Origin of the sequence: Streptomyces sp. Y20 (genome assembly GCF_043195475.1) — a bacterium.
GTDB lineage: Bacteria > Actinomycetota > Actinomycetes > Streptomycetales > Streptomycetaceae > Streptomyces.
In genome coordinates, this window is the sequence record NZ_JBIDDP010000005.1 from 275,669 (window position 1) to 298,451 (window position 22,783).

Here is a 22,783-nt window from a genome sequence, read left to right on the forward strand (position 1 = left end):
CGGCATGACGGCCGTCGTACGCATCCTGCTCCGGCGGATCGTCCTGCTCGTACCGCTGTTCCTCGGCATCGTGCTGTTCGTCTTCGTGGTGATGCGGTTCTCGGACGCCGACCCCGCGTCCGCGTTCTTCCAGGGCGCGAATCCGACCCCCCGGCAGCTGCACGACTTCCGGGAACGCAACGGGCTGCTGGACCCGCTGCCCGTGCGCTACGTCCACTTCGTCGGCGACCTGCTCCACGGCGACCTGGGCACCAGCGCCCTCACCCGCGCCCCGGTGGCCGACCAGGTCGCCACCGCCCTGCCGCTCACCCTCCAGCTGACCTTCCTCGGTCTCGCGCTGGCGGTCGTGGTGGCGCTGGCCGGCGGGGTCACCGCGGCCGTGTACCGGGACCGGGTGCCGGACCAGGCCATCCGGGTCGTCTCGCTGATCGGGGTGGCGGCGCCGGCGTTCTGGCTGGCGCTGCTGATGATCCAGTACCTGGCCGTCGGCCGGGGCTGGTTCCCGACCGGCGGCTACATCAACCCGGCCGACTCCGTCACCGGCTGGCTGCGGACCATGACCCTGCCCGCCGTCGCGCTGTCCCTGCCGGTGGCCGCGCAGCTGACCCGGATCGTGCGGACGTCGGTCGTGGAGGAGCTGGACAAGGACTACGTGCGCACCGCGATCGGCAGCGGACTGCCGCCCCGGGTGGTGGTCGGCCGGAACGTCCTCAGGAACGCGCTGGTCAACCCGCTGACCGTGCTGGGGCTGCGCGTCGGCTACCTCCTCGGCGGCGCCGTCGTCATCGAGACGATCTTCTCCCTGCCCGGCATGGGCAAGCTGATGATCGACGCCGTGCAGAACGGTGACCCGGCCGTCGTGCAGGGCGTCGTCCTGACCGCCGCCACCGGGTTCGTCGTCGTCAACCTCGTCATCGACCTCCTGTACCTGCTGGTCAACCCACGTCTGAGGGCGGGCTGATGATCACGCGCGCGCGTCTCACCGAGCGGCTCTCCCGGCCCGGCGTCCGGCTGCGTGGCCTACGTCGGCTGCCGCTGTCGTCGAAGGCGGCCTTCTGCTTCCTGGCCCTGGTCGTCCTGGTCGCCGTACTCGCCCCGCTGCTCGCCCCGGACGACCCCCTGGACCAGCAGGACCCGGCCGGCGGCACCGGGCACCCGTCCGCCGCGCACTGGATGGGGCAGGACAGCCTGGGCCGGGACATCCTGAGCCGGCTCATGTACGGCGCCCGGTGGTCCCTCGCCATCGGCCTGGGCGCCACCGCGCTCGCCCTGGTCGCCGGGGCACTGCTCGGGGCCCTCGCCGCCACCTCCCGCCGGTCCGTCGACGAGACGCTGATGCGCTGCCTCGACGTGGTGATGGCGTTCCCCGGCATCGCCCTCGCGGCCGTGCTCGTCGCCGTGTTCGGCGGCGGCATCGGCGTACTGATCTGCGCCATCGCCTTCCTGTTCACCCCGCCGGTGGCCCGCGTCGTCCGCGCCAACGTCCTGGACCAGTACGGCGAGGACTACGTCACCGCCGAACGGGTCATCGGCGCCCGCACCCCGCACATCGTGCTGCGGCACGTGGCCGTCAACTGCGCCGCCCCCGTTCTGGTGTTCTGCACCGTCCAGGTCGCCGAGGCCATCGTGTTCGAGGCGTCGCTGTCCTTCATCGGCGCGGGCGTACGGCCCCCCGACCCGTCCTGGGGCAGTGTCATCGCCGACGGCAAGAACATGGTGCTGACCGGCGGCTGGTGGGCCACCGTCTTCCCCGGACTGCTCATCCTGCTCACCGTGCTGTCGCTGAACATCCTGTCCGAGGGTGTCTCCGACGCCTGGGCGGCGCCCCCACCGCGCGAGGTGGCGGCGCCGCCGGACCGGCTGGAGGCACCCGAGCCCGGCAGCGGCGAGGTGCTCCCGCTGCCCGGCCTGGCCGAGGCCGCCCGCCGGCTGCGCTCCCGGGCCCGGCCACTGCCCTCCCGCGAGGGGCAGCCGGTGCTCGCCGTGGAGAACCTCACCATCGGCTTCCCCGACCGGCACGGGGGCGTGGACATCGTGGCCGGGGTCGGCTTCGAGGTGTACGCCGGTGAGGTGCTGGGCCTGGTCGGCGAGTCGGGCTGCGGGAAGTCGCTGACCGCGCTGACCGTCATGGGCCTCCAGCCCAAGGGGGCGCGGGTCCGGGGCCAGGTGCGGTTCCGGCAGCGGGACCTGCTCGCCGAACCGGCGCGCGCCCGGCGGCGCTTGCTCGGCCACGAGATGGCCATGGTCCACCAGGACGCCCTGTCCGCGCTGAATCCCGCGATGACGGTCCGCGCCCAGCTCGCCCAGCTGGTGCGGCGCGGGGGCCGCCGCAGCCCCCGCGAGCTGCTGTCACTGGTCGGCCTCGACCCGGAACGCACCCTGCGCAGCTACCCGCACGAACTGTCCGGCGGGCAGCGCCAGCGCGTCCTCATCGCCATGGCCCTCTCCCGCGATCCCGGCCTGATCGTCGCCGACGAACCCACGACGGCCCTGGACGTCACCGTGCAGGCCCAGATCATGGAACTGCTGCTGCGGCTGCGCGGGGAACTGGGCTTCGCGCTGCTCCTGGTCTCGCACGACCTCGCGCTCGTCGCCGACGTCACCGACCGGGTGGTGGTCATGTACGGCGGGCAGATCGCGGAGAGCGGGGTGACCTCCGCCCTGGTGGCCGCGCCGGCCCACCACTACACGCGCGGCCTGCTCGCCAGTGTCCTGTCGCTGGAGTCCGCCGAGGAACGGCCGGCGCAGATCAAGGGTGTCGTACCGGCCCCCGCCGGCTTCCCCGCGGGCTGCCGGTTCGCCGACCGCTGCCCGCTCGCCGGCGAGGCGTGCCGTACCGCCGCACCGGTCCTCGCGGGCACCCCCGCGCACACGGCCGCCTGCCACCACCCGGCGGTGGACCTGACGTCGGCGCAGAGCGAGGAGGCCCGCCCGTGACCGCTGTCGTCGAGGTACGGGACGCGCACGTCGTCCACCGGGCGCGCGGTGGCGGCCTGTTCCGGCGCGACCGGGTGTACGCGCTGACCGGCGCCACCCTGCGCGTCGGCGCCGGTGAGACGGTGGGCGTGGTCGGCGAGTCGGGATGCGGGAAGTCGACGCTGGCGAAGGTGCTGGTGGGCATCGAACGGCCCGTACGCGGGACGGTGTCGTTCCGGGGCCGGGACCTGTGGACGATGCCGCCCGCCGAACGCCGGGCCACGGTCGGCGCGGGCGTCGGCATGGTCTTCCAGGACCCGTCGACGGCCCTGAACCGCCGGCTGACCGTCCGCCGGGTCCTGCGCGACCCGCTGGACGTCCACGCCCGCGGGACACGGGCCGAGCGGGAGGAGCGGGTGAGGGAGCTGATGGGTCTGGTCGGCCTGCCCGCGGCCCTCGCCGACGCCCTGCCCGGCCAGCTGTCAGGCGGGCAGCGCCAGCGCGTCGCGATCGCCCGCGCGCTGGCCCTGGACCCGGCCCTGCTCGTCGCCGACGAACCGACCAGCGCCCTGGACGTCTCCGTCCGCGCGCAGATCCTCAACCTGCTGCTCGACCTGCGCGAACGCCTCGGTCTCGCACTGGTGTTCGTCTCACACGACATCCAGACGGTACGGCGGATGAGCGACCGGGTGATCACCATGTACCTCGGCCGGATCGTGGAGGAGACCCCGGCCGGCCGCGTCACCGACGGCGCCCGGCACCCGTACACCCGCGCCCTGTTCTCGGCCACGCCGGGCCTGCTGCACCCCGTCGAGCCGATCCCGCTGACCGGGCCCGTGCCCTCGGCGACCCGGCCGCCGAGCGGCTGCCCGTTCCGCACCCGCTGCTGGAAGGCGGACGCGGTGTGCGCCGGGACGATGCCGGACTTCACGGCCGCGTCGCAGCCCGGACACCGCTACCGCTGCCACCATCCTGTGGAGGAGGACCAGCCGACCCGCGACCCCGCTCGCCAGGAGCCCCGATGACCTTCCCCGCCCCGCTCACCGGTGTCGTCCCGCCCGTCTGCACGCCCCTGACACCCGAGCGCGAGGTGGACGTGCCCTCGCTGCTGCGCCTGGTCGGCCATCTCGTGGAGGGCGGGGTCCACGGGCTGTTCCTGCTCGGCTCCACGTCGGAGGCGGCGTTCCTGACGGACACGCAGCGCCGCCGGGTGGTGGCGGCCGTGACGGCCCACGTGGCCGGCCAGCTGCCCGTCCTCGCGGGCGCCATCGACATGACCACCCCGCGGGTGCTGGAACACGTGGCGGCGGTCACCGCGGCCGGCGCGCAGGCCGTCGTCGTCACCGCGCCCTTCTACGCCCGCACCCACCCCGCGGAGATCGTCCATCACTACCGCCGGATCGCCGCCGCCAGCCCCGTCCCGGTGATCGCCTACGACATCCCGGCCGCCGTGCACACCAAGCTCCCCGCCGAGCTGCTGCTGGGGCTCGCCGGGGACGGGGTGCTGGCCGGGGTCAAGGACTCCAGCGGGGACCTGGCGGCCTTCCGGGAAGTCGTCACCGGCGCCCGCGCCCACCCCGGGTTCGGCGTGCTGACCGGCTCCGAGCTGATCACCGACGCGGCGCTGGCACTGGGCGCCGACGGGGCCGTGCCGGGACTGGCCAACGTCGACCCGCACGGTTACGTCCGCCTCTACCGGCTGTGCCGGGCCGGTGACATCGAGGGCGCGCGGGCCGAACAGGAGCGGCTGTGCGCGCTGTTCGGGCTGACCGGGGCCGGGGACCCGGCGCGGATGGGCGGCAGCTCGTCGGCGCTGGGCGCGTTCAAGGCCGCACTGCATCTGCGGGGCGTCATCGACTGCCCGGTGACGGCCGAGCCGCAGGTGCCGCTCTCCGGCGACGAGGTCGAGCGGGTCGGCAGGTTCCTGGCGGCGGCCGGACTGCTCGGGGCCGGCTCTCAGGGCAGCGGGATCCTGCGGAACACCAGCGACTCGTACGGGCTCTGACCGCCGGTCTCGTACAGGACACCGATCGTGCCGGGGCCGAGCTGGACCAGGTCCGAGTAGGCGGCCGGGCGGTCCGGGAGGGTGAGCAGCCGGGTGAAGGTGCGGCCGGCGTCCGTACTGGACCACAGGGCCAGGGCGCGGCGGGCGGTCGGCACGGAGGGCGCGGAGAAGAGCAGCGGGGCGCCGGGGCCGGCCAGCCGCAGAACGCTGCCCTGGACCACCGGGACGTCGTCCAGGGTCGGCTGGACGGCATAGGGCCGGTCCAGGGTGCGCCCGCCGTCGGACGAGTAGCTGTCCAGGCGGTTGCCGGGGGCGGTGCCGTCCTGGTCCCGCGAGCTGAGGTACAGGCGGCCGTCGGCCAGCTCGGCGGCACTGGTCTCGTCGGCGTTGGTCACGCCGTCGTAGCCGGCGTCCACGAAGCCCAGGTGCCAGGTGCGGCCGGAGTCGTCGCTGTAGAGGGCGTGACCGCCGTGGTAGCGGGGCTCCTGGCCGGTGTCGGGGGAACCGGCGGGCGGGGCGGCGGAGTGGCCGGCGGGGACCAGCAGGCGGCCGGCGTGCGGGCCGCGGGCGAGGGCGACGGCGTGGCCCGGGCCGGTGGCGTACCAGCGCCAGTCCGGGCGCGTCACCCCGGCCGTGATGTCCCGCGGTGCCGTGAAGCTCCGGCCGTCGTCCCGGCTGCGCTGCACGAACACCCGGCGGCCCCGCTCCGGGGGGACCTCGCCGCGCATGATCTGCGCCTGGGTGACGGCCCCGCTGTTGCCGCAGGTCACCAGGACGACCTCGCCGGTGCGCGCGTCGACCACCGGCGCCGGGTTGCCCCGGGTGTCACCCCGCCCGGCGGCCACGACCGTCTGCGGGCCCCAGGTGCAGCCGCCGTCGGCGGAGCGGCGCAGCACGACGTCGATGTCCCCGCTGTCCCCCGCCCCGTCCCGCCGTCCCTCGGCGAAGGCCAGCACGGTGCCCCGCCGGGTGAGGAGGGTCGCGGGAATCCGGTACGCGGCGTAACCACCCCGCCCGGAGACGTACGGCACGGAGGCACCGCACCCGACGGGCGAGGCGTACGCGGGCACCGGCACGGAGACCAGGCCGAGAAGCCCCGCTCCGACGAGAATCCAACGGCACAGTGCGGTCACCCCCTGATCCTCGCGGCATTCACCGCCCCGCCCCTACTCCACGGGGCCGAACGAACGACGCCCGGGCCGCGTACCGGGCGGCCGGGGCGGGGGCAGACGGCCGCCGAGGGGCACGCGGGAGGCCGTGCAGGCGGCAGATGGGCACGCCCTGCGGACGCCGGTCGGTAGCGGGCGACCGGGACCGGGCCCGGTCGCCAGGCGGGCCGACGGCCCCAACTCGCGGCCGGCGGGCGGGCACCGGGCGGCCCGGCGGAGGCCAGGTGGTGGTCCCGACGGGTCAGGACGGGGTGCGGGCTGCTGTCAGCAGGCGGGTTACGTCGTCGGCGCAGATGGTGAGGGCCGCGCCCACCGTGGCGAGGGCGTCGCGTTCGGCCGGGGTGTAGGGCCCGTCGGCGAGGGCGATGCGGGCGGCCTGGACGAGGAGTGCCTCGCGGCCGGCGGGGGCCAGGTGCGGGGCGAGCGGGCCGAGGGCCTCGTGCAGCTCTATGGTCAGGCTGGCGCTGCCCGGCTGCTCGAAGAACCGGCCGGTGTCGGCGGCGAGCGCGTCGACCAGGGCGGCCAGCTGGTCCTCCGTGCAGTCGGTGAAGCCGGCCGCGCGGACGGCGGTGGCGGCCGCCTCCAGGGCCGTACGGGAGCCGGTGCCGCCCGCGGCGAGCACGGCGAGGGCGACGGTGTGCACGGCGTCGCGGAGCATCGCGGAGAAGCGGCGGGTGGTGGGGTGGTCCAGGACGTCGGTGCCGAAGCGCCGGCGGCAGGCCGCGCACTCCACGACCGGCCCGGTCGCCCCGCGCGGCAGCACGGGCACACCCAGCAGGGTGAGGCGGCGACGCCCGGTGAGCCGCTGGTAGTTGCGGTCACCACCGCAGCCGGGGCAGTAGAAGTCGCCGTCCCCGGCGGGGGTCCACGCGGTGCGCGTGCCCAGGATGCGCACAGCCCTGGCGGCACGGCCGTCTCGTCCCCGTACTGGCAGCACGTCGCACCTCCGTAACCGCACGGCCACATCGCCGCACTGGCGTGATGTTAGCCACAGTCAGGAGCCTGAGTCAGTACCCCGGAAGAGACCTTTCCGTGACCTGGGGCGCGCGGTGGCCGATAACCGACGGGGCCCCGGCCGTCGTACCGCACGGCCGGGGCCCCGGAAAGGCTGGTCGGAGGCGTCAGCGGGCGGCGCGGTTGACGGCGGAGACGACCGCCTTCAGCGACGCACGCGTCGTGTTCGCGTCGATGCCGATGCCCCACAGGACCTTGTCGCCGATCGCGCACTCGATGTACGAGGCGGCCTGCGCGGAGGCGCCCTCGCTCATCGTGTGCTCCTGGTAGTCCAGCAGGCGTACGTCGACGCCGACGGACTGGAGGGCGTCGAAGAAGGCCGAGATCGGACCGTTGCCGGAGCCGGTCAGGACGGTGTCCTCGCCGTCGACGGTGGCCTCGACGGTCAGGGTGTCCACCCCGTCCGTGTCGGTCGTGGACTGGCCGGTCTTCAGCTGCACGCGGCCCCACGGGTTGCCGGGGTTCGGCAGGTACTCGTCCTGGAAGACCGCCCAGATGTCCTTCGGCGTGATCTCGCCGCCCTCGGCGTCCGTCTTCGCCTGGATGATCTTCGAGAACTCGATCTGCATGCGGCGCGGCAGTTCCAGCTTGTGGTCGTTCTTCAGGACGTAGGAGACACCGCCCTTGCCGGACTGCGAGTTGACGCGGATGACGGCCTCGTAGGAGCGGCCGACGTCCTTGGGGTCGATCGGCAGGTACGGCACGGCCCACTCGATGTCGTCCACCGTGACGCCCTTGGCCTCGGCGTCGGCCTCCATGGCGTCGAAGCCCTTCTTGATGGCGTCCTGGTGGGAGCCGGAGAAGGACGTGTAGACCAGGTCGCCCACGTACGGGTGGCGCGGGTGGACCTCCATCTGGTTGCAGTACTCCCACGTACGGCGGATCTCGTCGATGTCGGAGAAGTCGATCTGCGGATCGACGCCCTGGGAGAACAGGTTCATGCCCAGGGTGACCAGGTCGACGTTGCCGGTGCGCTCGCCCTGCCCGAACAGGCAGCCCTCGACGCGGTCGGCGCCGGCCATCAGGGCCAGCTCGGCCGCGGCGACGGCCGTGCCGCGGTCGTTGTGCGGGTGGACGGACAGGCAGACGTACTCGCGGCGGGAGAGGTTGCGGTGCATCCACTCGAAGCGGTCCGCGTGCGTGGAGGGGGTGGAACGCTCCACGGTGGCGGGCAGGTTGAGGATGATCTCGCGGCCCGGGCCCGGCTGGTGGACGTCCATGACGGCCTCGCAGACCTCCAGGGCGAAGTCCAGCTCGGTGTCGGTGAAGATCTCCGGCGAGTACTGGTAGCCGAACTCGGTCTCGGGGCCCAGCAGCTTCTCGGCGTACTCCATCACCAGGCGGGTGCCGTCGACGGCGATCTGCTTGATGTCGTCCTTGGAGCCGCGGAAGACGACGCGGCGGAAGACCGGCGCGGTGGCGTTGTACAGGTGGACGGTGGCCCGGCGGGCGCCCTTCAGGGACTCCACGGTCCGCTCGATCAGGTCCTCGCGGGCCTGGGTGAGGACGGAGACGGTCACGTCCTCGGGGATCGCGCCCTCCTCCTCGATGATGGAGCGCACGAAGTCGAAGTCGGTCTGGCCGGAGGCGGGGAAGCCGACCTCGATCTCCTTGTAGCCCATCGCGACCAGCTGGTCGAACATCCGGCGCTTGCGCTCGGGCGACATCGGGTCGATCAGGGACTGGTTGCCGTCGCGCAGGTCGGTCGAGAGCCAGCGGGGGGCGGCGGTGATCCGCTTGTCGGGCCAGGTGCGGTCGGCGATGTCGACCTGCTCGTAACGGCCGTACTTGTGGATCGGCATGCGGCTGGGCTGCTGGCGGTTGGCCATGATGCGTAAGGCTCCTCAAGAGGTCCGGAAGGACGGCCGACGACGCAACGCCAAGCTCCGCGGGGAGGGAGTCGGCCTCGACTACAGGCCCTCGCCGCGGCAGCTAAGAAGGAGCAGCCAGGAACGCATGATGCTCCGCAGCCTAGCCGAGCCGCTCCGGGGACGCGGGCTCGTCCCAGTATGCGGGACCAGCGCCTACAGTCCATACAAAAGGGACATAAAGTGCGTCGGACCACATCGTCCTACCACAGCGTCACGGAGTGTCGTGCTCCCTGTCCCGGTATTTCACCAATCATGGTGGCAGGTAGTGACATCGACATCACGTAGTGCAATGGTCCGAACATGACGACCCACGGGGGCTTGACGCCCGTCTTCTGCACGATCGTGCCGCCGCACGTCCTCGACCGGCTCGCCCGCCACGAGGACCCCGCGCTCTCCGGCCCGGCCCGCCGGTCCCTGGAGCACGACGCCTACCAGCGCACCAAGCGCCGCCTGACCACGGTCGTCGGCGCACCCGCCGTCGCCGCGCCGGCCGGCGCCGCCGACGACCAGCCGCACCGCACCGTCTACGACGCCGGGCACACCCAGGACCTGCCCGGCACCCGCGTCCGCACGGAGGGCTCCGACCCCGGCACGGACGCCACCGTCAACCGCGCCTACGCGGGCCTCGGCGCCACCTTCGACCTGTACCTGAAGGCGTACGGCCGGCACTCCATCGACGACCACGGCCTCCCGCTGGACGCGACCGTGCACTTCGGGGAGGGCTACGACAACGCCTTCTGGAACGGCGAGCAGATGGTGTTCGGCGACGGCGACAACGAGATCTTCCTCGACTTCACCATCCCGGTCGACGTCATCGGGCACGAGCTGACCCACGGCGTCACCCAGCACACCGCCAACCTCACCTACTTCGGGCAGTCCGGCGCGCTCAACGAGTCCCTGTCCGACGTCTTCGGCTCGCTGATCAAGCAGTACACGCTCGGCCAGACCGCCGCCGACGCCGACTGGCTGATCGGCGCCGGGCTCCTCGCGCCGCGCGTCAGCGGCACCGCCCTGCGTTCGATGAAGGCACCGGGCACGGCGTACGACGACGACGTCCTGGGCAAGGACCCGCAGCCGGCCGCCATGGAGGACTACGTCCGCACCAGCCGCGACAACGGCGGTGTGCACATCAACTCGGGCATCCCCAACCACGCCTTCTACCTCGCCGCCACCGCCCTCGGCGGCTACGCCTGGGAGAAGGCCGGGCGGATCTGGTACGACGTGCTCACCGGCGGCCGGCTGAAGAAGGACGCCCACTTCAGCGACTTCGCCACGCTGACGGTGAAGGCGGCGCGCGAGCGGTACGGCGCGGGGGACGAACTCCAGGCCGTGCAGAAGGCATGGGAGGAGGTGGGGGTGCGCACGCTGTAGTTCCGTACTAGACAGGTACCCATGCGTATCCAAGTGCGGCGTACAGGCGGTTTCGCGGGCATCGAGCGCCGGGCCGAGGTCGACACCTCGGGCCGGTCCGACGCCGACGAGTGGCGGTCCCTGGCCGGACGTGTCCTCGCGTCCGGCCAGGAGACACCACCCGCGGGCGTCCCGGACGGCTTCCGCTACGAGATCACGGTGGACGGCCGCACGGTGTACGCGGCGGACCCCCGGCTCACCGACGAGCAGCGGGAGTTGGTGTCACGGGTGCTGAAGGAGGGCGCCTGACGCCGCCCAGTCCTCGCGGAGGAGGCCGAACTCCACGGTGTCGTACCACTGGTCCCCCACCCGTACGGCGGCCCGCCGGCGCCCCTCCTCCACGAAGCCGAGACGCCGGAAGGCGCGCAGCGCCCGCTCGTTGCCGCTCCAGGTGTCCAGTTCGACCCGGCGCAGCCGGCAGGCGCCGAAGAGGTGGCCGAGCAGCAGACGCAGCGCCTCGGAGCCGTGCCCGCCGCCCCAGCGGTCCCGCTCGCCGATGGTGATGCCGACGGTCGCGCGCCCGGCGAACGTGTCCAGGTCGCGGTAGTCGGCCATGCCGATGGGGCGTTCGCCGTCCAGCTCCTCGACGGTGAAGGTGGCCCCGTCCCGGGGGTCCTCGCGCAGCCGGGCCTCGTGGAAGCGCTCCACGGCCTCCCGGGTCACCGGGCCGAAGTGCGGGTGGCCCCCGGTCGCCCAGTGCGCCACCTCCGGGTCGTTGCGCCAGCGCAGCTGGGCGTCCAGGTCGTCGGCGCGCAGGGCGCGGAGTCGTACGAGCTTGCCTTCGAACATCCGGTGATCATAAGGCGCCCGCCGATCCCCTTGGCGTGCGCGGCCGTTGACGTGGAACGCCGGCGGTGAGGATGATCCGGGGATGGCGACTGACGCAGGTACCCCCCGCCCGGTGGTCCCGGCCCCGGCTGCTCCGGTCCCGCGGTTCCCGGACGGCTTCCTGTGGGGGGTGTCGACCTCCGCGCACCAGATCGAGGGGGCGGCCCGGCAGCGGGAGGCGTCCGTCTGGGACGTGTTCACGGCCGAGCCGGGCCGGGTGAAGGACGGCTCCACGGCGGCGGTGGCCTGCGACCACTACCACCGCTACGCCGAGGACGTGGCCCTCCTCGCCGGTCTCGGCGTGGACGCCTACCGCTTCTCCGTCTCCTGGCCGCGGGTGAACTCCCCCGGCGGCCTGGATTTCTACGACCGCCTGGTGGACGAGCTGTGCGCGGCGGGCGTACGGCCCGTGCCCACCCTCTTCCACTGGGACCTGCCCGCCTCGCTGGACTGGCTCCGGCGGGACACCGCGGAGCGGTTCGCCGCGTACGTGACGGTCGTCGCCGAACGGCTCGGGGACCGCGTCGGCACCTGGATCACCCTCAACGAGCCGGCCGAACACACCCTGCTGGGCCACGCGCTGGGCGTCCACGCGCCGGGCAGGCAGCTCCTCTTCGACGCCCTCCCCGCCGCCCACCACCAGCTCCTCGCCCACGGCCTCGCGGTACGGGCCCTGCGCGCGGCGGGCGCGACGGACATCGGCATCGCCAACTCCCACGGCCCGACCTGGCCCGCCTCCGGTGACCCGGCGGACACGGAGGCGGCGGCTTTCCACGACCTCCTGCTCAACCGGCTGTTCGCCGAACCGGTGATCCTCGGGCGGTACCCGGAGGGGATGGACGCGCTGATGCCCGGTGACGTGGAGGCCGACCTGCGCGTCATCGCCGAGCCCGTCGACTGGTACGGCGTCAACTACTACGCCCCGACCCGGGTGGGCGCCCCCCGGGACGGCGACAGCGAGTACGGCGGGGTGCCGCTGCCCGCCGGACTCCCCTTCTCGTTACGGCAGATCGAGGGGCGGCCGATGACCGACTTCGGCTGGCCGGTGGTGCCCGAGGGACTGACACAGCTCCTGACGGACTTCCGCGACCGCTACGGCGACCGGCTCCCGCCCGTCGTCATCACCGAGAACGGCTGCTCCTACGAGGGCGTCGACGACCAGGAACGCATCGCCTACCTGGACGGCCACATCCGGGCGCTGCACACCGCGCTGGCCGCCGGGGTCGACGTGCGCGGCTACTTCGTGTGGTCCCTGCTGGACAACTTCGAGTGGGCGGAGGGCTACGCCCGCCGGTTCGGGCTCGTCCACGTGGACCGCGAGACGCTGCGGCGCACCCCCAAGGCGTCCTACCACTGGTTCCGGGACCTGCTGCGGGCCCAGAGATGAGGGCTGCCCGGACCCGCCGCTACAGGACGCCGGCGTCCCGGGCGCTCCACAGGGTGGGGAAGAGCGGCCGGTAGCCCAGTTCGCGGCGGATGCGGTCGGTGGAGGCGAGCGCGTACCAGGGGTCGGGATCGGGGCCGTCCGCCGGCGGCTCCACACCGAGCAACTGGTGGATCTCCAGCACCGTCACCGGGGCGTCGTCGGCGATGTTGTACACCCGGCCGCCGGCGCCGGGAGCGCGCAGCAGGCGGGTCAGGCCCTGGGCGGCGTCGGCGACGTGCACCAGCTGGTGCCGCTTGGTGGCCGGCTGGGAGGCGGTCCAGCGGGTGATGCCGGGCAGGTGCGGATCGCCCTCGCCGTAGACGAAGGCCAGGCGGCCCACCCGGACGTCCAGTCCGTCCAGCGCCAGCAGCCCGCGCTCGGCCTCCGCCTTGGACCGCGGGTAGGCCGTCCACAGCGCTCCGCCCGGCACCGTGGGGTCGTCCTCCACCAGCGGCCGTCCGCGCCCGGCGCCGTACACCAGGATGGTGCTCGCCTGCACGAACCGGTGCACCCCGAAGGAGCGGGCCGCCCGGCCCAGCTCCAGCGCGGCGTCCCGGTTGACCGCCCGGATCTCCTCGTCGGACACGCCCCGGAAGGAGGCCGCGATGTTGACGACGGCGTCCACCCCGTTGAGCGCCTTGCCGAGGGCATCGGTGTCGCGCAGGTCGCCGACGACGACCTCGGCGCCGCCCGCGGCGAGGGAGGCGGCGCGCGCCTCGTCGCGGACGATCACCCGGACCCGCTCGCCGGGCCGGGCCCCGGCGAGCAGACGGCCGGCGAACGCGCGGCCCACCTGTCCGGTGGCACCGGTGATCAAGGTCAGCATGGTGGTGCTCCTCTCGTTCGGTGCGCCCAGCCTGCGCGGCGGGCGGCGACGGCGGGAGAGACCTCCCGATCGGGGGACCGGCGGTCCCTGGCTGATCCGCGCGGTCTGGCGCAGGCTGGAGGGGTGAACCGAACCGAACTCGCCGACTTCCTGCGCCGTGGCCGCGCCCGCCTGGGGCCGGCCGACGTGGGCCTCGCGCCCGGCGCCCGCCGCCGTACCCCGGGACTGCGCAGGGAGGAGGTGGCCGCGCTGGCCGGCATGTCGGTGGACTACTACACGCGGCTGGAGCAGCGCCGCGGCCCGCGCCCCTCCCGCCAGATGCTCACGGCGCTGGCCCGCGCGCTGCGGCTGACCGACGACGAACGCGACCACCTGTTCCACCTGGTGGGCGAGGAGCCGCCGCGCCGGGAGGCGTCCTCCGCGCACGTCCGCCCGGGACTGCTGCTGGTCCTGGACCGGCTGTACGACTCACCGGCGCAGGTGGTCACGGACTGCGGCACGGTGCTGGCGCAGAACGCGCTGGCGAAGGCCCTGGTCGGCGACGCGTCGGCGCGGCCGCCGCGCGAGCGGAACCTGACCCGGCGGTTCTTCCTGGACCCCACGGCCCGCGCCCTCTTCCTGCCCGAGGACCGCCCGGCGCACGCCCGCGACCACGTGGCCAACCTCCGCGCGGTGGCGGCGGCCCGGCCCGACGACCCGGAGCCGGCCGCCCTGGTGGCCGAACTGCGGGCGGGGAGCGAGGAGTTCGCGCGGCTGTGGACGGCGCACGAGGTGTCCCTGCGCCGCCCGGCCGTCAAACGGTTCCTGCACCCGGTGGTGGGCCTGCTGGAACTGGAGTGCGAGGTCCTGCTCAGCCACGGCGGCCGGAACCAGCTCGTGCTGCACACGGCCCGCCCCGGCAGCGAGTCCCACGACCGCCTCCAGCTGCTGCGGGTGGTGGGCACGCAGGACCTCGGGTCCGGCACCGCCCCGCTGGACGGCGCGCGTGGCGCGGTCTAGAAGCCCAGCTTGCGCAGCTGCCTGGGGTCGCGCTGCCAGTCCTTGGCCACCTTGACGTGCAGGTCGAGGAAGACCGGCGTGCCCAGGAGCGCCTCGATCTGCTGGCGGGACCTGATGCCGACGTCCTTCAGGCGCTTGCCCTTGGGGCCGATGATGATGCCCTTCTGGCTGGGGCGCTCGATGTAGACGTTGGCGTGGATGTCCAGCAGCGGGCGGTCGGCGGGACGGTCCTCGCGGGGCAGCATCTCCTCCACGACCACCGCGATGGAGTGCGGGAGTTCGTCGCGGACGCCCTCCAGCGCTGCCTCGCGGATCAGCTCGGCCACCATCACCTGCTCGGGTTCGTCCGTGAGGTCGCCCTCGGGGTAGAGCGCCGGGCCCTCGGGCAGGAGGGGGACCAGCAGGTCGGCGAGCAGGTCGACCTGCTTCGACCCGACCGCCGACACCGGGACGATCTCCGCCCACTCGAAGCCCAGCTCCTTGCTCATCTGGTCGATGGCGATCAGCTGCTCGGCGAGGGTCTTGCTGTCGACGAGGTCGGTCTTGGTGACGACGGCGATCTTGGGGGTCTTCCGGATGCCCGCGAGTTCCTTGGCGATGAACCGGTCGCCGGGGCCGAGCTTCTGGTCGGCGGGCAGGCAGAAGCCGATCACGTCGACCTCGGCCCACGTGGTGCGGACGATGTCGTTGAGGCGCTCCCCGAGCAGCGTGCGCGGCTTGTGCAGCCCGGGGGTGTCCACCAGGATCAGCTGGGCGTCCGGGCGGTGCACGATGCCCCGCACGGTGTGCCGGGTCGTCTGGGGGCGGTTGGAGGTGATCGCCACCTTCTGCCCGACCAGAGCGTTCGTGAGGGTGGACTTGCCCGCGTTGGGGCGGCCCACGAAGCAGGCGAAGCCGGCGCGGTGGATGGTCTCCGCCGGCTGCTCGGATGACTGGGTACGAACACTCATGCCGCCCATTCTCCCTGATCCACGAACCCGCGCCGTACCAGCGTCCGTCCTGATCCACGAACCCGCGCCGTACCGGCGCCCGTGGACGTCTGCCACGCGTGAGCTTCCGGAAACCCGCACGCAACGAAACGTCACGGAAACACACCCGTACGCGACCGGAAACGCCCACCGGTGACCCTCTGACGAGCCCGCACACCGTTGGAGACGCCCGTGACCCTGGCCGCACCCCACGTGAACACCGGCGACACCGCCTGGCTGCTCGCCGCCACCGCCCTCGTCCTGCTGATGACCCCGGGCCTCGCCCTGTTCTACGGCGGCATGGTCCGCACGAAGAGCGTCCTCAACATGCTGATGATGAGCTTCGTGTCGATCGCCCTGGTCACGGTGGTGTGGCTGGCGGCCGGTTACTCCCTCGCCTTCGGGGACGATTCCTTCGGCGGACTGATCGGCGGCCTGGGGCACGCCGGCATGAGCGGGCTCGGTCCCGGCAGCGTCCACGGCTCGGTGCCGACGCTGCTCTTCGCCACCTTCCAGCTGACCTTCGCGATCGTCACGGCCGCGCTGATCAGCGGCGCGGTCGCCGACCGCACCCGGTTCGCGGCGTGGCTGGTCTTCGTACCGGTGTGGACGCTGGCCGTGTACGTGCCGGTCACCCACTGGGTGTGGGGTCCCGGCGGCTGGATCCTGGAGCGGCTCGGCGCCTTGGACTTCGCCGGCGGCCTGCCCGTCGAGATCACCTCCGGCGCCTCCGGACTCGCCCTGTGCCTGGTCCTCGGGCCACGCCTCGGTTTCAAGAAGGACGCCATGCGCCCGCACAACCTGCCGATGGTGATCCTCGGCGCGGGCCTGCTCTGGTTCGGCTGGTTCGGGTTCAACGCGGGCTCCGCGCTCGGCGCGAACGGCCTCGCCGCCGCCGCGTTCCTCAACACGCTCGCCGCCGGCTGCACCGGCCTGCTCGGCTGGCTCTTCGTCGAGCAGCGGCGCGACGGCCACCCCACCACCCTGGGCGCGGCGTCCGGCGCGGTGGCGGGCCTCGTCGCGATCACCCCCTCGTGCGGCACGGTCTCCCTGCTGGGCGCGCTCGCCGTGGGCCTGGCCGCCGGTGTCGTCTGCTCGTACGCGGTGAGCTGGAAGTTCCGGCTGAACTACGACGACTCCCTGGACGTCGTCGGCGTTCACCTGGTCGGCGGCGTCATCGGCACCCTGCTGATCGGCCTGTTCGCGGAGAAGGCGATGACGGGCGGCACCCAGGGGCTGTTCTACGGCGGCGGGCTCGCCCCGTTCGGCAGGCAGGTGCTCGCCGTGGTGGTCGTCGCGGTGTACGCGTTCTCGGTGACGTACGGCCTCGGGAAACTGATCGACCGGGTGCTCGGCCTCCGGGCGAGCGAGGAGCAGGAGCACACCGGGCTGGACCTTACCGTGCACGCCGAGACGGCATACGATCACGGTGTCCTGGGCCACGGCGCCCCAATCGGCTCCGCCCTCCTCTCCTCCGGCCAGAAGGTCAGCAACCAGGCATGAAGCTCATCACCGCGATCGTCAAGCCGTACCGTCTGGACGAGGTCAAGACCGCCCTCCAGGAACTGGGGGTGCACGGTCTGACCGTGACCGAGGCGAGCGGGTACGGCCGGCAGCGCGGTCACACCGAGGTGTACCGGGGCGCCGAGTACCGCGTCGACCTCGTGCCGAAGGTGCGCATCGAGGTCGTGGTGGAGGACGCGGTCGCCGATGACGTGATCGACGCGGTCGTCAGGGCCGCGCACACCGGGAAGATCGGGGACGGCAAGGTGTGGGCCGTCCCCGTGGAGACGGTCGTGCGGGTGCGGACCGGCGAGCGCGGCCCCGACGCGCTCTGACCTGCGGCCGGGCGGGCCGGGTCAGCCGGCGGGGACCGTGCGGCGGACCGTCCCGTCGGCGCCGGCGAGCAGCACCGGTGTGCCCGCACCGCCGAGATCGGCGACGGCGGCCAGGTCGGCGGCCGGCACGGACTCCGCGTCGCTCACCACGGCCGCCGCCTCCAGCGACGTCGCGCCGGACGCCACGGCCATCGCCACGGCGGTGCGCAGGGCGCTCAGGCTCAGCGAGGCCAGCTCCACCGACCCGGCGACGTACGTACGCCCGGTCTCGTCCCGTACGGCCGCCCCCTCGGGCACGCCGTTGCGGGCCCGCGCCGAACGGGCCAGGGTGACGATCTTGCGGTCCTCGGGGTCAAGCGCGTTGCTCTCGGTCATGCCCAGAGCATACGAAGCCCGGTGGCCGGTCATCCCGCCACGGGGTACATCGCGCCCCGGCGGCCCTCCGGCGAGGCCAGCCACTCCAGCTTGGCCGCGGTGTTCGCCTCGTCCAGCGGGGTGTGCAGCACGATCATCAGATCGGGGCGGGCCGGCACCTTCATCACCGTGGACTCCACGACCAGCAGCCCGACCAGGGGATGGTCCAGCTCCTTGCGGACCTGCCCCTGGTCCTCGATGTCGCGCTCGGCCCACAGCGCCGCGAACTCGGGACTGCGCGCCGACACCTCGGCGAGCACCGTCTGGAATCCCTCGTCGTCCGGCCGGGCCGCGCACGCGGCCCGGAACTGCGCCACGACCGTACGGGCGTTGCGCTCCCAGCTGTTGCTGCGCGAGCGGTACAGCGGATCGGTGAAGAAGTCGACGAGGCAGTTCTGGGTGGTGTCCGGCCGCATGCCGAGGACCAGCGTCGCCGCGTCGTTGTACATCACGCAGTTGTAGTACGGATCCATGATGTGGGCCGGGTACGGCATCCAGGTGTCGATCAGCCGCCGCAGTCCGTCGCACATGTCCGCCCTCCCGGGCACGACCTGGGGCGCGGGCGGGTTCATCCCGGCCAGCAGGTACAGGTGCCGGCGCTCGGCGTCGCTCAGCCGCAGCACCCGGGCGACGGCGTCGAGGACCTGCGGGGAGACGGAGATGTCCCGCCCCTGCTCCAGCCACTGGTACCAGGAGGCGCCCACACCGGCGAGCACGGCGACCTCCTCCCGGCGCAGCCCGGGCGTGCGGCGCCGGCCCCCGCCGCCCGGCAGCCCGGCGTCCTCGGGAGTGACCCGGGCCCGCCTGCTCATCAGGAACTCGCGCAGCTCGTCACGCCGATGACTCCTCGTCGCCTCCGCAGCAGGCACGTGCCGCTCCTCCCCCGTCGTGTCTGGTGGTACCACCACCACCATAAGTTCCGACTCCCCACGATTGTTCCGGGCGCCCCAAGCTCATGCCATGGCGATCGACACCACTACCTCCACCCGGCCCACCGCCCCCGCAGGCACACCGCTCGGCACCCCCCGGCTGTCGACGCGCGACAAGCTCGTCCTCTTCGTGCTGTGCGCGGCCCAGTTCATGGTCGCGCTGGACTTCTCCGTCCTCAACGTGGCCCTGCCCGAGCTGGGTTCGGACCTGGGCATGAGCCGCTCCGCCCTGCAGTGGGCCGTCACCGCTTTCGCGCTGCCCTCCGGCGGCTTCCTGCTCCTCTTCGGCCGCATCGGCGACCTGTACGGCCGCCGCCGGCTGTTCCTGGCCGGCCTGTCCCTGTTCGGCGCGGCCTCGCTGCTGGCGACTCTGGCCTGGGACCCGGCGTCCTTCCTGGCCGGGCGGGCCCTCCAGGGGCTCGGCGCGGCGGCCATCGTCCCGGCCGGCATGTCCCTGCTGACCACGACCTTCCCGGAGGGCCCGGCCCGCGACCGCGCCCTCGGCATCTCCGGCACGCTGCTCTCGCTGGGCTTCACCGTCGGCATGGTCGCGGGCGGTGTGCTGACCGACGCGTTCGGCTGGCGCTCCACCATGGCGCTGCTCACGGTGTTCGCGCTGATCGTGGTGCCGCTGGCCCCGGGCCTGCTGCCGGAGTCGCGCACCCCGGACCGCCCGCGCCTGGACGTGCCCGGCGCGGTCACCGTCACCACCGGCCTGCTGTCGCTGATCTACGCCCTGTCCACGGCCGCCGACCACGGCTTCGGCCGCGCGGACGTCATCACGGCACTCGCCGCCGGCCTCCTGCTGCTGACCGCGTTCACGGTCGTGGAGTCCCGCTCGGCGGCTCCCCTCGTCTCCCTGCCCATGCTGCGCCGCCGCACGGTGGCCTGGGGCAACGTGGGCGGTCTGGTCACCTTCTCGATGATGTCGACGGTCGTCTTCGTGCTGACCCTGTACTTCCAGGAGGTCCTGCGCCTGTCGGCCTTCGAGACCGGCCTCGTCTTCGGTGTCCAGGGCGTGCTGTCGGCCGTCGCCGGCGGCCTCGCCGCAAGGGTGATCGGCCGCTTCGGTGCCCGCCGCACGCTGGTCGGCTCGCTGGCGGGTCAGGGCGCGCTGATCGCGGCCCTGCTGCCGCTCAACGCCCACACCTGGTCGGTGTGGCCGGCCACGGCCGCCATATCCCTGGCGAGCATGTGCCACCTGGGGGCGATCGTCTCGTACGGCCTGACCGTCACCTCCGGTGTCCCGGACGAGGAACAGGGCCTGGCCACCGGCCTGGTGACGTCCACCCAGCAGGTCGGCATCACGGTCGGCATCCCGGTGCTGGGCGTCCTGGCCACCACCTCCGGCGACCTGCTGGCGGGCGTCCACACCGTCCTCGCCCTCGACGCCGCGATCGTCCTGGCCGCCGCCGTCCTGGTCGGCCTCGGCCTGCGCCGCGGTCAGTCCAGGGTCTGAACGATCTCGCTCCGCGCGGCCGTGTGCACCACACGGCCGCGCGCGCCGTTGACCAGGGGCAGGTACGGCGCGACGTGCCCGCACTCGACATCGGCGACGATCGGCACGCCCAGCGGTCCGAGCGCGTCGAGGACGGCCTCGTGCTGGGTCAGGGTGCGGGCGTCGGGGGCACGGGTACGGCCGACGAGGACGGCGGCTGCGTGGTCGAAGAACCCGGCGAGGCGCATGCCGTGCAGGTGGCGGCAGGCGGTGAAGGCGTCGGCGTCCGCGACCTCGACGTACACCAGGAGCCCCTCGTCCCCGGCGAGGGCGGAGGTGTCCAGGTACCGGGTGCCCGCCAGGTTGACGAGGGTCTCGACGCAGCCGCCGATCAGCCGGCCCCCGGCGTCCACGTCCCCGGTGCCGTCGAGCCGGGTCCAGCCGCCCTCGGCGTCCAGGGTGAGGTCACGCACCTCCGGGTCGGCCCGGAAGTCGTCGAAACCGCCCGACCGGTGGCGGCCGGGCGGGGTCTGGCGCAGCGCCGTGCCCCGCGGCGCGGTGACGATGTCCAGCCAGGACAGCAGACCGGAGGGCGTCCGGTAGGGGGTGTCCATGAGGTTGTTGCCGTGGACGGTCGCGACGCCGGTGAGCAGGGTGAGCGGGGTGATCAGCGTGGAGATGTCGGACCAGCCGGCCATCCAGGTGGGCTCGGCCTCGGCGATCCGGCCGAAGTCCAGCAGGGGCAGCAGGTCGATCGCGGTCTCCCCGCCCCACGGGGGGATGACGGCCCGGACCGCCGGATCGGTCAGCAGGGCGGTCAGTTCGGCGGCGCGCTCGGCGGCCGGGGCGCTGACGTGCCCCGAGCCGTCCATGCACCGGCCGACGACGACCTCGTAGCCGCGCGCCTCCAGGTCGCGCACCGCCACGTCGAGGCGGCCGCGCATCGCCTCGGCCACCCCGCTGGACGGGGAGGTCACACCTATACGGTCACCGGGGCGCAGCGGGCGCGGGTATCGGACGGTCACGCACCGGATTCTGACACGGGGTCACGCGGGGCGGTACCGGATCGTCAGGGGCGGTCCAGGCGCAGCCGCTGCGCTCGGGGCAGGCCGGCGACGACCAGGTCGTAGGAGTCCTCGACCAGCTCCCGCACGAGGCGGTCGGGGAGGCCGGCGTCGGCCGTCACGGTGTTCCAGTGGCGTTTGTTCATGTGCCAGCCCGGCACGATCAGCCCCTCGTGCTCGCCGCGCAGCCGGACCGCGTCCTCGGGGTCGCACTTGAGGTTGACCGTCAGGGGCCGCCCGTCGAGGTTCGTCAGGGCGAACATCCGGCCCAGCACCTTGAAGACCGACGTCTCCGGCCCGAACGGGAAGTCCTCCACGGCCGCCTCGAAGGACAGGCACAGGGCGCGCAGCCGCTGCGGGGTCACCCGGACCGCTCCTCCCCGGCGACGGCCACGGCCAGCGGCTCCACCAGGACCGTGACGATCTTGTTCCGGCGTCCGGCCGCGGCCTCCGCCGTCAGCCGGAGCCGGCGCCCGTCGGGCAGGTCGACCTCGGCGGACGCGCCGGCGATGGGCACCCGGCCGAGGGCCTTGGCGAGCAGGCCGCCGACGGTCTCCACGTCCTCGTCGTCGTACTCCTCCAGGCCGTACAGCTCGCCGAGGTCGGTGATGTCCAGGCGGGCGGTGACCCGGAAGCGGTCGTCGCCGAGGTCCTCGACCGGCGGGAGCTCCCGGTCGTACTCGTCGGTGATCTCACCGACGATCTCCTCCAGGATGTCCTCGATGGTGACGATCCCGGCGGTGCCGCCGTACTCGTCGATGACGACGGCGACGTGGTTGCGCTCCTTCTGCATCTCGCGCAGCAGGTCGCCGGCGTTCTTGGTGTCGGGCACGAAGACGGCCGGGCGCATGGCCGTGGACACCAGGTCGCCCTCCGCCTCCCGGCTGATGTGCGTCTTGCGGACCAGGTCCTTCAGGTACACGACGCCGACGATGTCGTCCTCGCTCTCCCCGGTGACCGGGATCCGGGAGAACCCGGAGCGCAGGGCGAGGGTGAGGGCCTGCCGGATGGTCTTGTACCGCTCGATGACCACGAGGTCGGTGCGCGGCACCATCACCTCGCGCACGAGGGTGTCGCCCAGCTCGAAGACCGAGTGCACCATGCGGCGCTCCTCGTCCTCGATCAGCGACTCCTTCTCGGCGAGGTCCACCAGCGCGCGCAACTCCGCCTCGGAGGCGAAGGGGCCGCGCCGGAAGCCGCGGCCGGGGGTGAGCGCGTTGCCGATGAGGATCAGAAGCGACGGGATCGGGCCCATCACCCGGGCGAGCGGCAGCAGCACGTAGGCCGCCGCGGTCGCCGTGTTCAGCGGATGCTGCCGGCCGATGGTGCGCGGCGAGACGCCGACGGCGACGTACGACACGAGCACCATCACGCCGATGGCGACGAGCAGCGCCTGCCAGGTGGCCGTGAACTCCTGGAGGCAGGCGTAGGTCACCAGGGCCGCCGCCGCCATCTCGCAGGCGACACGGACCAGCAGGGCCAGGTTGAGGTAGCGGGTGGGGTCGGCGGCGAGCTGGGCGAGCTTGGCGCTGCCCCGGCGGCCGGACTTGACGGCCTCCTCGGCGCGGAAGCTGGAGACCCGCGCGAGGCCCGCCTCGGCGCAGGCGGCGAGCCAGGCGACGACGACCAGCGCGATCGCCCCGACCACGATCTGCACGGACATGGGCG

The 22,783-nt window shown here is 73.3% G+C and carries 22 protein-coding genes; 11 read left to right on the forward strand and 11 right to left on the reverse strand.

The features are described 5' to 3' along the window. Nucleotides 1–4 precede the first annotated feature (4 nt). Genes ACGFT1_RS15605 through ACGFT1_RS15620 form a run of 4 tightly spaced genes read left to right on the forward strand, consistent with a single transcriptional unit; the run spans nt 5 to nt 4,921 of the window. Nucleotides 5–961, forward strand: a complete 957-nt coding sequence (locus ACGFT1_RS15605) for an ABC transporter permease (RefSeq protein ID WP_373909497.1) — start codon at nt 5–7, stop codon at nt 959–961. Beyond that, nucleotides 961–2,937 carry a dipeptide/oligopeptide/nickel ABC transporter permease/ATP-binding protein gene (locus tag ACGFT1_RS15610; protein WP_373909498.1) on the forward strand — a complete coding sequence of 659 codons (1,977 nt, stop codon included), beginning with the start codon at nt 961–963 and terminating at the stop codon, nt 2,935–2,937. The genes ACGFT1_RS15605 and ACGFT1_RS15610 overlap by 1 nt, the downstream gene beginning before the upstream one ends. After that, the gene (locus tag ACGFT1_RS15615) at nt 2,934–3,941 is read left to right on the forward strand and encodes an ABC transporter ATP-binding protein (RefSeq protein ID WP_373909499.1); all 1,008 of its coding nucleotides are present in this window, start codon (nt 2,934–2,936) and stop codon (nt 3,939–3,941) included. The genes ACGFT1_RS15610 and ACGFT1_RS15615 overlap by 4 nt, the downstream gene beginning before the upstream one ends. After that, nucleotides 3,938–4,921 carry a dihydrodipicolinate synthase family protein gene (locus tag ACGFT1_RS15620; RefSeq protein ID WP_373909500.1) on the forward strand — a complete coding sequence of 328 codons (984 nt, stop codon included), beginning with the start codon at nt 3,938–3,940 and terminating at the stop codon, nt 4,919–4,921. The genes ACGFT1_RS15615 and ACGFT1_RS15620 overlap by 4 nt, the downstream gene beginning before the upstream one ends. Here ACGFT1_RS15620 and ACGFT1_RS15625 read toward each other — a convergent pair. The 3 genes from ACGFT1_RS15625 to leuA all read right to left on the reverse strand — a co-directional run bounded on the left by ACGFT1_RS15625 (nt 4,873) and on the right by leuA (nt 8,933). Next, nucleotides 4,873–6,054, reverse strand: a complete 1,182-nt coding sequence (locus ACGFT1_RS15625) for an exo-alpha-sialidase (protein WP_373909501.1) — start codon at nt 6,052–6,054, stop codon at nt 4,873–4,875. The genes ACGFT1_RS15620 and ACGFT1_RS15625 overlap by 49 nt on opposite strands. A 277-nt stretch (nt 6,055–6,331) precedes the next feature. After that, nucleotides 6,332–7,027, reverse strand: a complete 696-nt coding sequence (locus ACGFT1_RS15630; protein WP_373909502.1) for a TerB family tellurite resistance protein — start codon at nt 7,025–7,027, stop codon at nt 6,332–6,334. Between the two features lie 184 nt (nt 7,028–7,211). Continuing rightward, on the reverse strand, nt 7,212–8,933 hold the full coding sequence (gene leuA, locus ACGFT1_RS15635; RefSeq protein WP_373909503.1) for a 2-isopropylmalate synthase: 1,722 nt from the start codon (nt 8,931–8,933) through the stop codon (nt 7,212–7,214). Nucleotides 8,934–9,275: 342 nt separating this feature from the next. On the opposite strand from leuA, the gene ACGFT1_RS15640 reads away from it, so the two are divergent. Both ACGFT1_RS15640 and ACGFT1_RS15645 read left to right on the forward strand, forming a co-directional pair. Beyond that, on the forward strand, nt 9,276–10,346 hold the full coding sequence (locus ACGFT1_RS15640) for a M4 family metallopeptidase (RefSeq protein ID WP_373909504.1): 1,071 nt from the start codon (nt 9,276–9,278) through the stop codon (nt 10,344–10,346). Between the two features lie 21 nt (nt 10,347–10,367). Then, a complete protein-coding gene (locus ACGFT1_RS15645) occupies nt 10,368–10,634 on the forward strand; it encodes a protealysin inhibitor emfourin (RefSeq protein WP_373909505.1) in 267 nt (88 codons plus the stop codon). Here the strand turns inward: ACGFT1_RS15645 and ACGFT1_RS15650 are convergent. After that, nucleotides 10,608–11,174 carry a GNAT family N-acetyltransferase gene (locus ACGFT1_RS15650; protein WP_373909506.1) on the reverse strand — a complete coding sequence of 189 codons (567 nt, stop codon included), beginning with the start codon at nt 11,172–11,174 and terminating at the stop codon, nt 10,608–10,610. The genes ACGFT1_RS15645 and ACGFT1_RS15650 overlap by 27 nt on opposite strands. Before the next feature lie 82 nt (nt 11,175–11,256). Here ACGFT1_RS15650 and ACGFT1_RS15655 point away from each other — a divergent pair, with 82 nt between their 5' ends. Further along, on the forward strand, nt 11,257–12,600 hold the full coding sequence (locus tag ACGFT1_RS15655) for a GH1 family beta-glucosidase (RefSeq protein ID WP_373909507.1): 1,344 nt from the start codon (nt 11,257–11,259) through the stop codon (nt 12,598–12,600). Nucleotides 12,601–12,619: 19 nt separating this feature from the next. Here the strand turns inward: ACGFT1_RS15655 and ACGFT1_RS15660 are convergent, their stop codons facing one another. Next, nucleotides 12,620–13,465 carry an NAD-dependent epimerase/dehydratase family protein gene (locus tag ACGFT1_RS15660; RefSeq protein ID WP_373909508.1) on the reverse strand — a complete coding sequence of 282 codons (846 nt, stop codon included), beginning with the start codon at nt 13,463–13,465 and terminating at the stop codon, nt 12,620–12,622. A 123-nt stretch (nt 13,466–13,588) separates the two neighbouring features. On the opposite strand from ACGFT1_RS15660, the gene ACGFT1_RS15665 reads away from it, so the two are divergent. Further along, entirely contained in the window at nt 13,589–14,464 is an 876-nt protein-coding gene (locus ACGFT1_RS15665) for a helix-turn-helix transcriptional regulator (protein ID WP_373909509.1), read from the forward strand. Here the strand turns inward: ACGFT1_RS15665 and era are convergent. After that, entirely contained in the window at nt 14,461–15,414 is a 954-nt protein-coding gene (era, locus tag ACGFT1_RS15670) for a GTPase Era (protein WP_373909510.1), read from the reverse strand. The genes ACGFT1_RS15665 and era overlap by 4 nt on opposite strands. Before the next feature lie 210 nt (nt 15,415–15,624). Here era and ACGFT1_RS15675 point away from each other — a divergent pair, with 210 nt between their 5' ends. Both ACGFT1_RS15675 and ACGFT1_RS15680 read left to right on the forward strand, forming a co-directional pair. Continuing rightward, nucleotides 15,625–16,935 (forward strand): ammonium transporter, encoded by a 1,311-nt coding sequence (locus tag ACGFT1_RS15675; RefSeq protein WP_373909511.1) that lies wholly within the window; start codon nt 15,625–15,627, stop codon nt 16,933–16,935. Then, nucleotides 16,932–17,270 (forward strand): P-II family nitrogen regulator, encoded by a 339-nt coding sequence (locus ACGFT1_RS15680; protein ID WP_373909512.1) that lies wholly within the window; start codon nt 16,932–16,934, stop codon nt 17,268–17,270. The genes ACGFT1_RS15675 and ACGFT1_RS15680 overlap by 4 nt, the downstream gene beginning before the upstream one ends. A 21-nt stretch (nt 17,271–17,291) precedes the next feature. Here ACGFT1_RS15680 and ACGFT1_RS15685 read toward each other — a convergent pair whose 3' ends face one another. Both ACGFT1_RS15685 and ACGFT1_RS15690 read right to left on the reverse strand, forming a co-directional pair. Then, complete coding sequence (locus tag ACGFT1_RS15685; protein WP_356816239.1) at nt 17,292–17,645, reverse strand: cytidine deaminase; 354 nt, start codon at nt 17,643–17,645, stop codon at nt 17,292–17,294. A 29-nt stretch (nt 17,646–17,674) separates the two neighbouring features. Next, nucleotides 17,675–18,496 (reverse strand): helix-turn-helix transcriptional regulator, encoded by an 822-nt coding sequence (locus ACGFT1_RS15690; protein ID WP_373909712.1) that lies wholly within the window; start codon nt 18,494–18,496, stop codon nt 17,675–17,677. Nucleotides 18,497–18,644: 148 nt separating this feature from the next. On the opposite strand from ACGFT1_RS15690, the gene ACGFT1_RS15695 reads away from it, so the two are divergent. Continuing rightward, complete coding sequence (locus ACGFT1_RS15695; protein ID WP_373909513.1) at nt 18,645–20,072, forward strand: MFS transporter; 1,428 nt, start codon at nt 18,645–18,647, stop codon at nt 20,070–20,072. Here ACGFT1_RS15695 and ACGFT1_RS15700 read toward each other — a convergent pair. From ACGFT1_RS15700 to ACGFT1_RS15710, 3 genes are read right to left on the reverse strand one after another with little or no spacing between them, the layout of a single operon-like run. Then, nucleotides 20,057–21,076 carry a S66 peptidase family protein gene (locus ACGFT1_RS15700; RefSeq protein ID WP_373909514.1) on the reverse strand — a complete coding sequence of 340 codons (1,020 nt, stop codon included), beginning with the start codon at nt 21,074–21,076 and terminating at the stop codon, nt 20,057–20,059. The two genes, ACGFT1_RS15695 and ACGFT1_RS15700, sit on opposite strands and share 16 nt — an antisense overlap. 44 nt (nt 21,077–21,120) lie before the next feature. Further along, the gene (locus tag ACGFT1_RS15705) at nt 21,121–21,480 is read right to left on the reverse strand and encodes an MmcQ/YjbR family DNA-binding protein (RefSeq protein WP_373909515.1); all 360 of its coding nucleotides are present in this window, start codon (nt 21,478–21,480) and stop codon (nt 21,121–21,123) included. Then, nucleotides 21,477–22,778 (reverse strand): hemolysin family protein, encoded by a 1,302-nt coding sequence (locus ACGFT1_RS15710; RefSeq protein WP_373909516.1) that lies wholly within the window; start codon nt 22,776–22,778, stop codon nt 21,477–21,479. Before ACGFT1_RS15710 ends, ACGFT1_RS15705 begins: the two co-directional genes overlap by 4 nt. Nucleotides 22,779–22,783 lie beyond the last annotated feature (5 nt).

Excerpts from the sequence above, each read along its gene's own strand:
- ACGFT1_RS15605 (WP_373909497.1), top strand. The coding sequence starts at position 5 with ATGACGGCCGTCGTACGCATCCTGCTCCGGCGGATCGTCCTGCTCGTA.
- ACGFT1_RS15610 (WP_373909498.1), top strand. The coding sequence starts at position 961 with ATGATCACGCGCGCGCGTCTCACCGAGCGGCTCTCCCGGCCCGGCGTC.
- ACGFT1_RS15620 (WP_373909500.1), top strand. The coding sequence starts at position 3,938 with ATGACCTTCCCCGCCCCGCTCACCGGTGTCGTCCCGCCCGTCTGCACG.
- leuA (WP_373909503.1), bottom strand. The coding sequence starts at position 8,933 with ATGGCCAACCGCCAGCAGCCCAGCCGCATGCCGATCCACAAGTACGGC.
- ACGFT1_RS15640 (WP_373909504.1), top strand. The coding sequence starts at position 9,276 with ATGACGACCCACGGGGGCTTGACGCCCGTCTTCTGCACGATCGTGCCG.
- ACGFT1_RS15645 (WP_373909505.1), top strand. The coding sequence starts at position 10,368 with ATGCGTATCCAAGTGCGGCGTACAGGCGGTTTCGCGGGCATCGAGCGC.
- ACGFT1_RS15650 (WP_373909506.1), bottom strand. The coding sequence starts at position 11,174 with ATGTTCGAAGGCAAGCTCGTACGACTCCGCGCCCTGCGCGCCGACGAC.
- ACGFT1_RS15655 (WP_373909507.1), top strand. The coding sequence starts at position 11,257 with ATGGCGACTGACGCAGGTACCCCCCGCCCGGTGGTCCCGGCCCCGGCT.
- ACGFT1_RS15660 (WP_373909508.1), bottom strand. The coding sequence starts at position 13,465 with ATGCTGACCTTGATCACCGGTGCCACCGGACAGGTGGGCCGCGCGTTC.
- era (WP_373909510.1), bottom strand. The coding sequence starts at position 15,414 with ATGAGTGTTCGTACCCAGTCATCCGAGCAGCCGGCGGAGACCATCCAC.
- ACGFT1_RS15680 (WP_373909512.1), top strand. The coding sequence starts at position 16,932 with ATGAAGCTCATCACCGCGATCGTCAAGCCGTACCGTCTGGACGAGGTC.
- ACGFT1_RS15685 (WP_356816239.1), bottom strand. The coding sequence starts at position 17,645 with ATGACCGAGAGCAACGCGCTTGACCCCGAGGACCGCAAGATCGTCACC.
- ACGFT1_RS15690 (WP_373909712.1), bottom strand. The coding sequence starts at position 18,496 with ATGAGCAGGCGGGCCCGGGTCACTCCCGAGGACGCCGGGCTGCCGGGC.
- ACGFT1_RS15695 (WP_373909513.1), top strand. The coding sequence starts at position 18,645 with ATGGCGATCGACACCACTACCTCCACCCGGCCCACCGCCCCCGCAGGC.
- ACGFT1_RS15710 (WP_373909516.1), bottom strand. The coding sequence starts at position 22,778 with ATGTCCGTGCAGATCGTGGTCGGGGCGATCGCGCTGGTCGTCGTCGCC.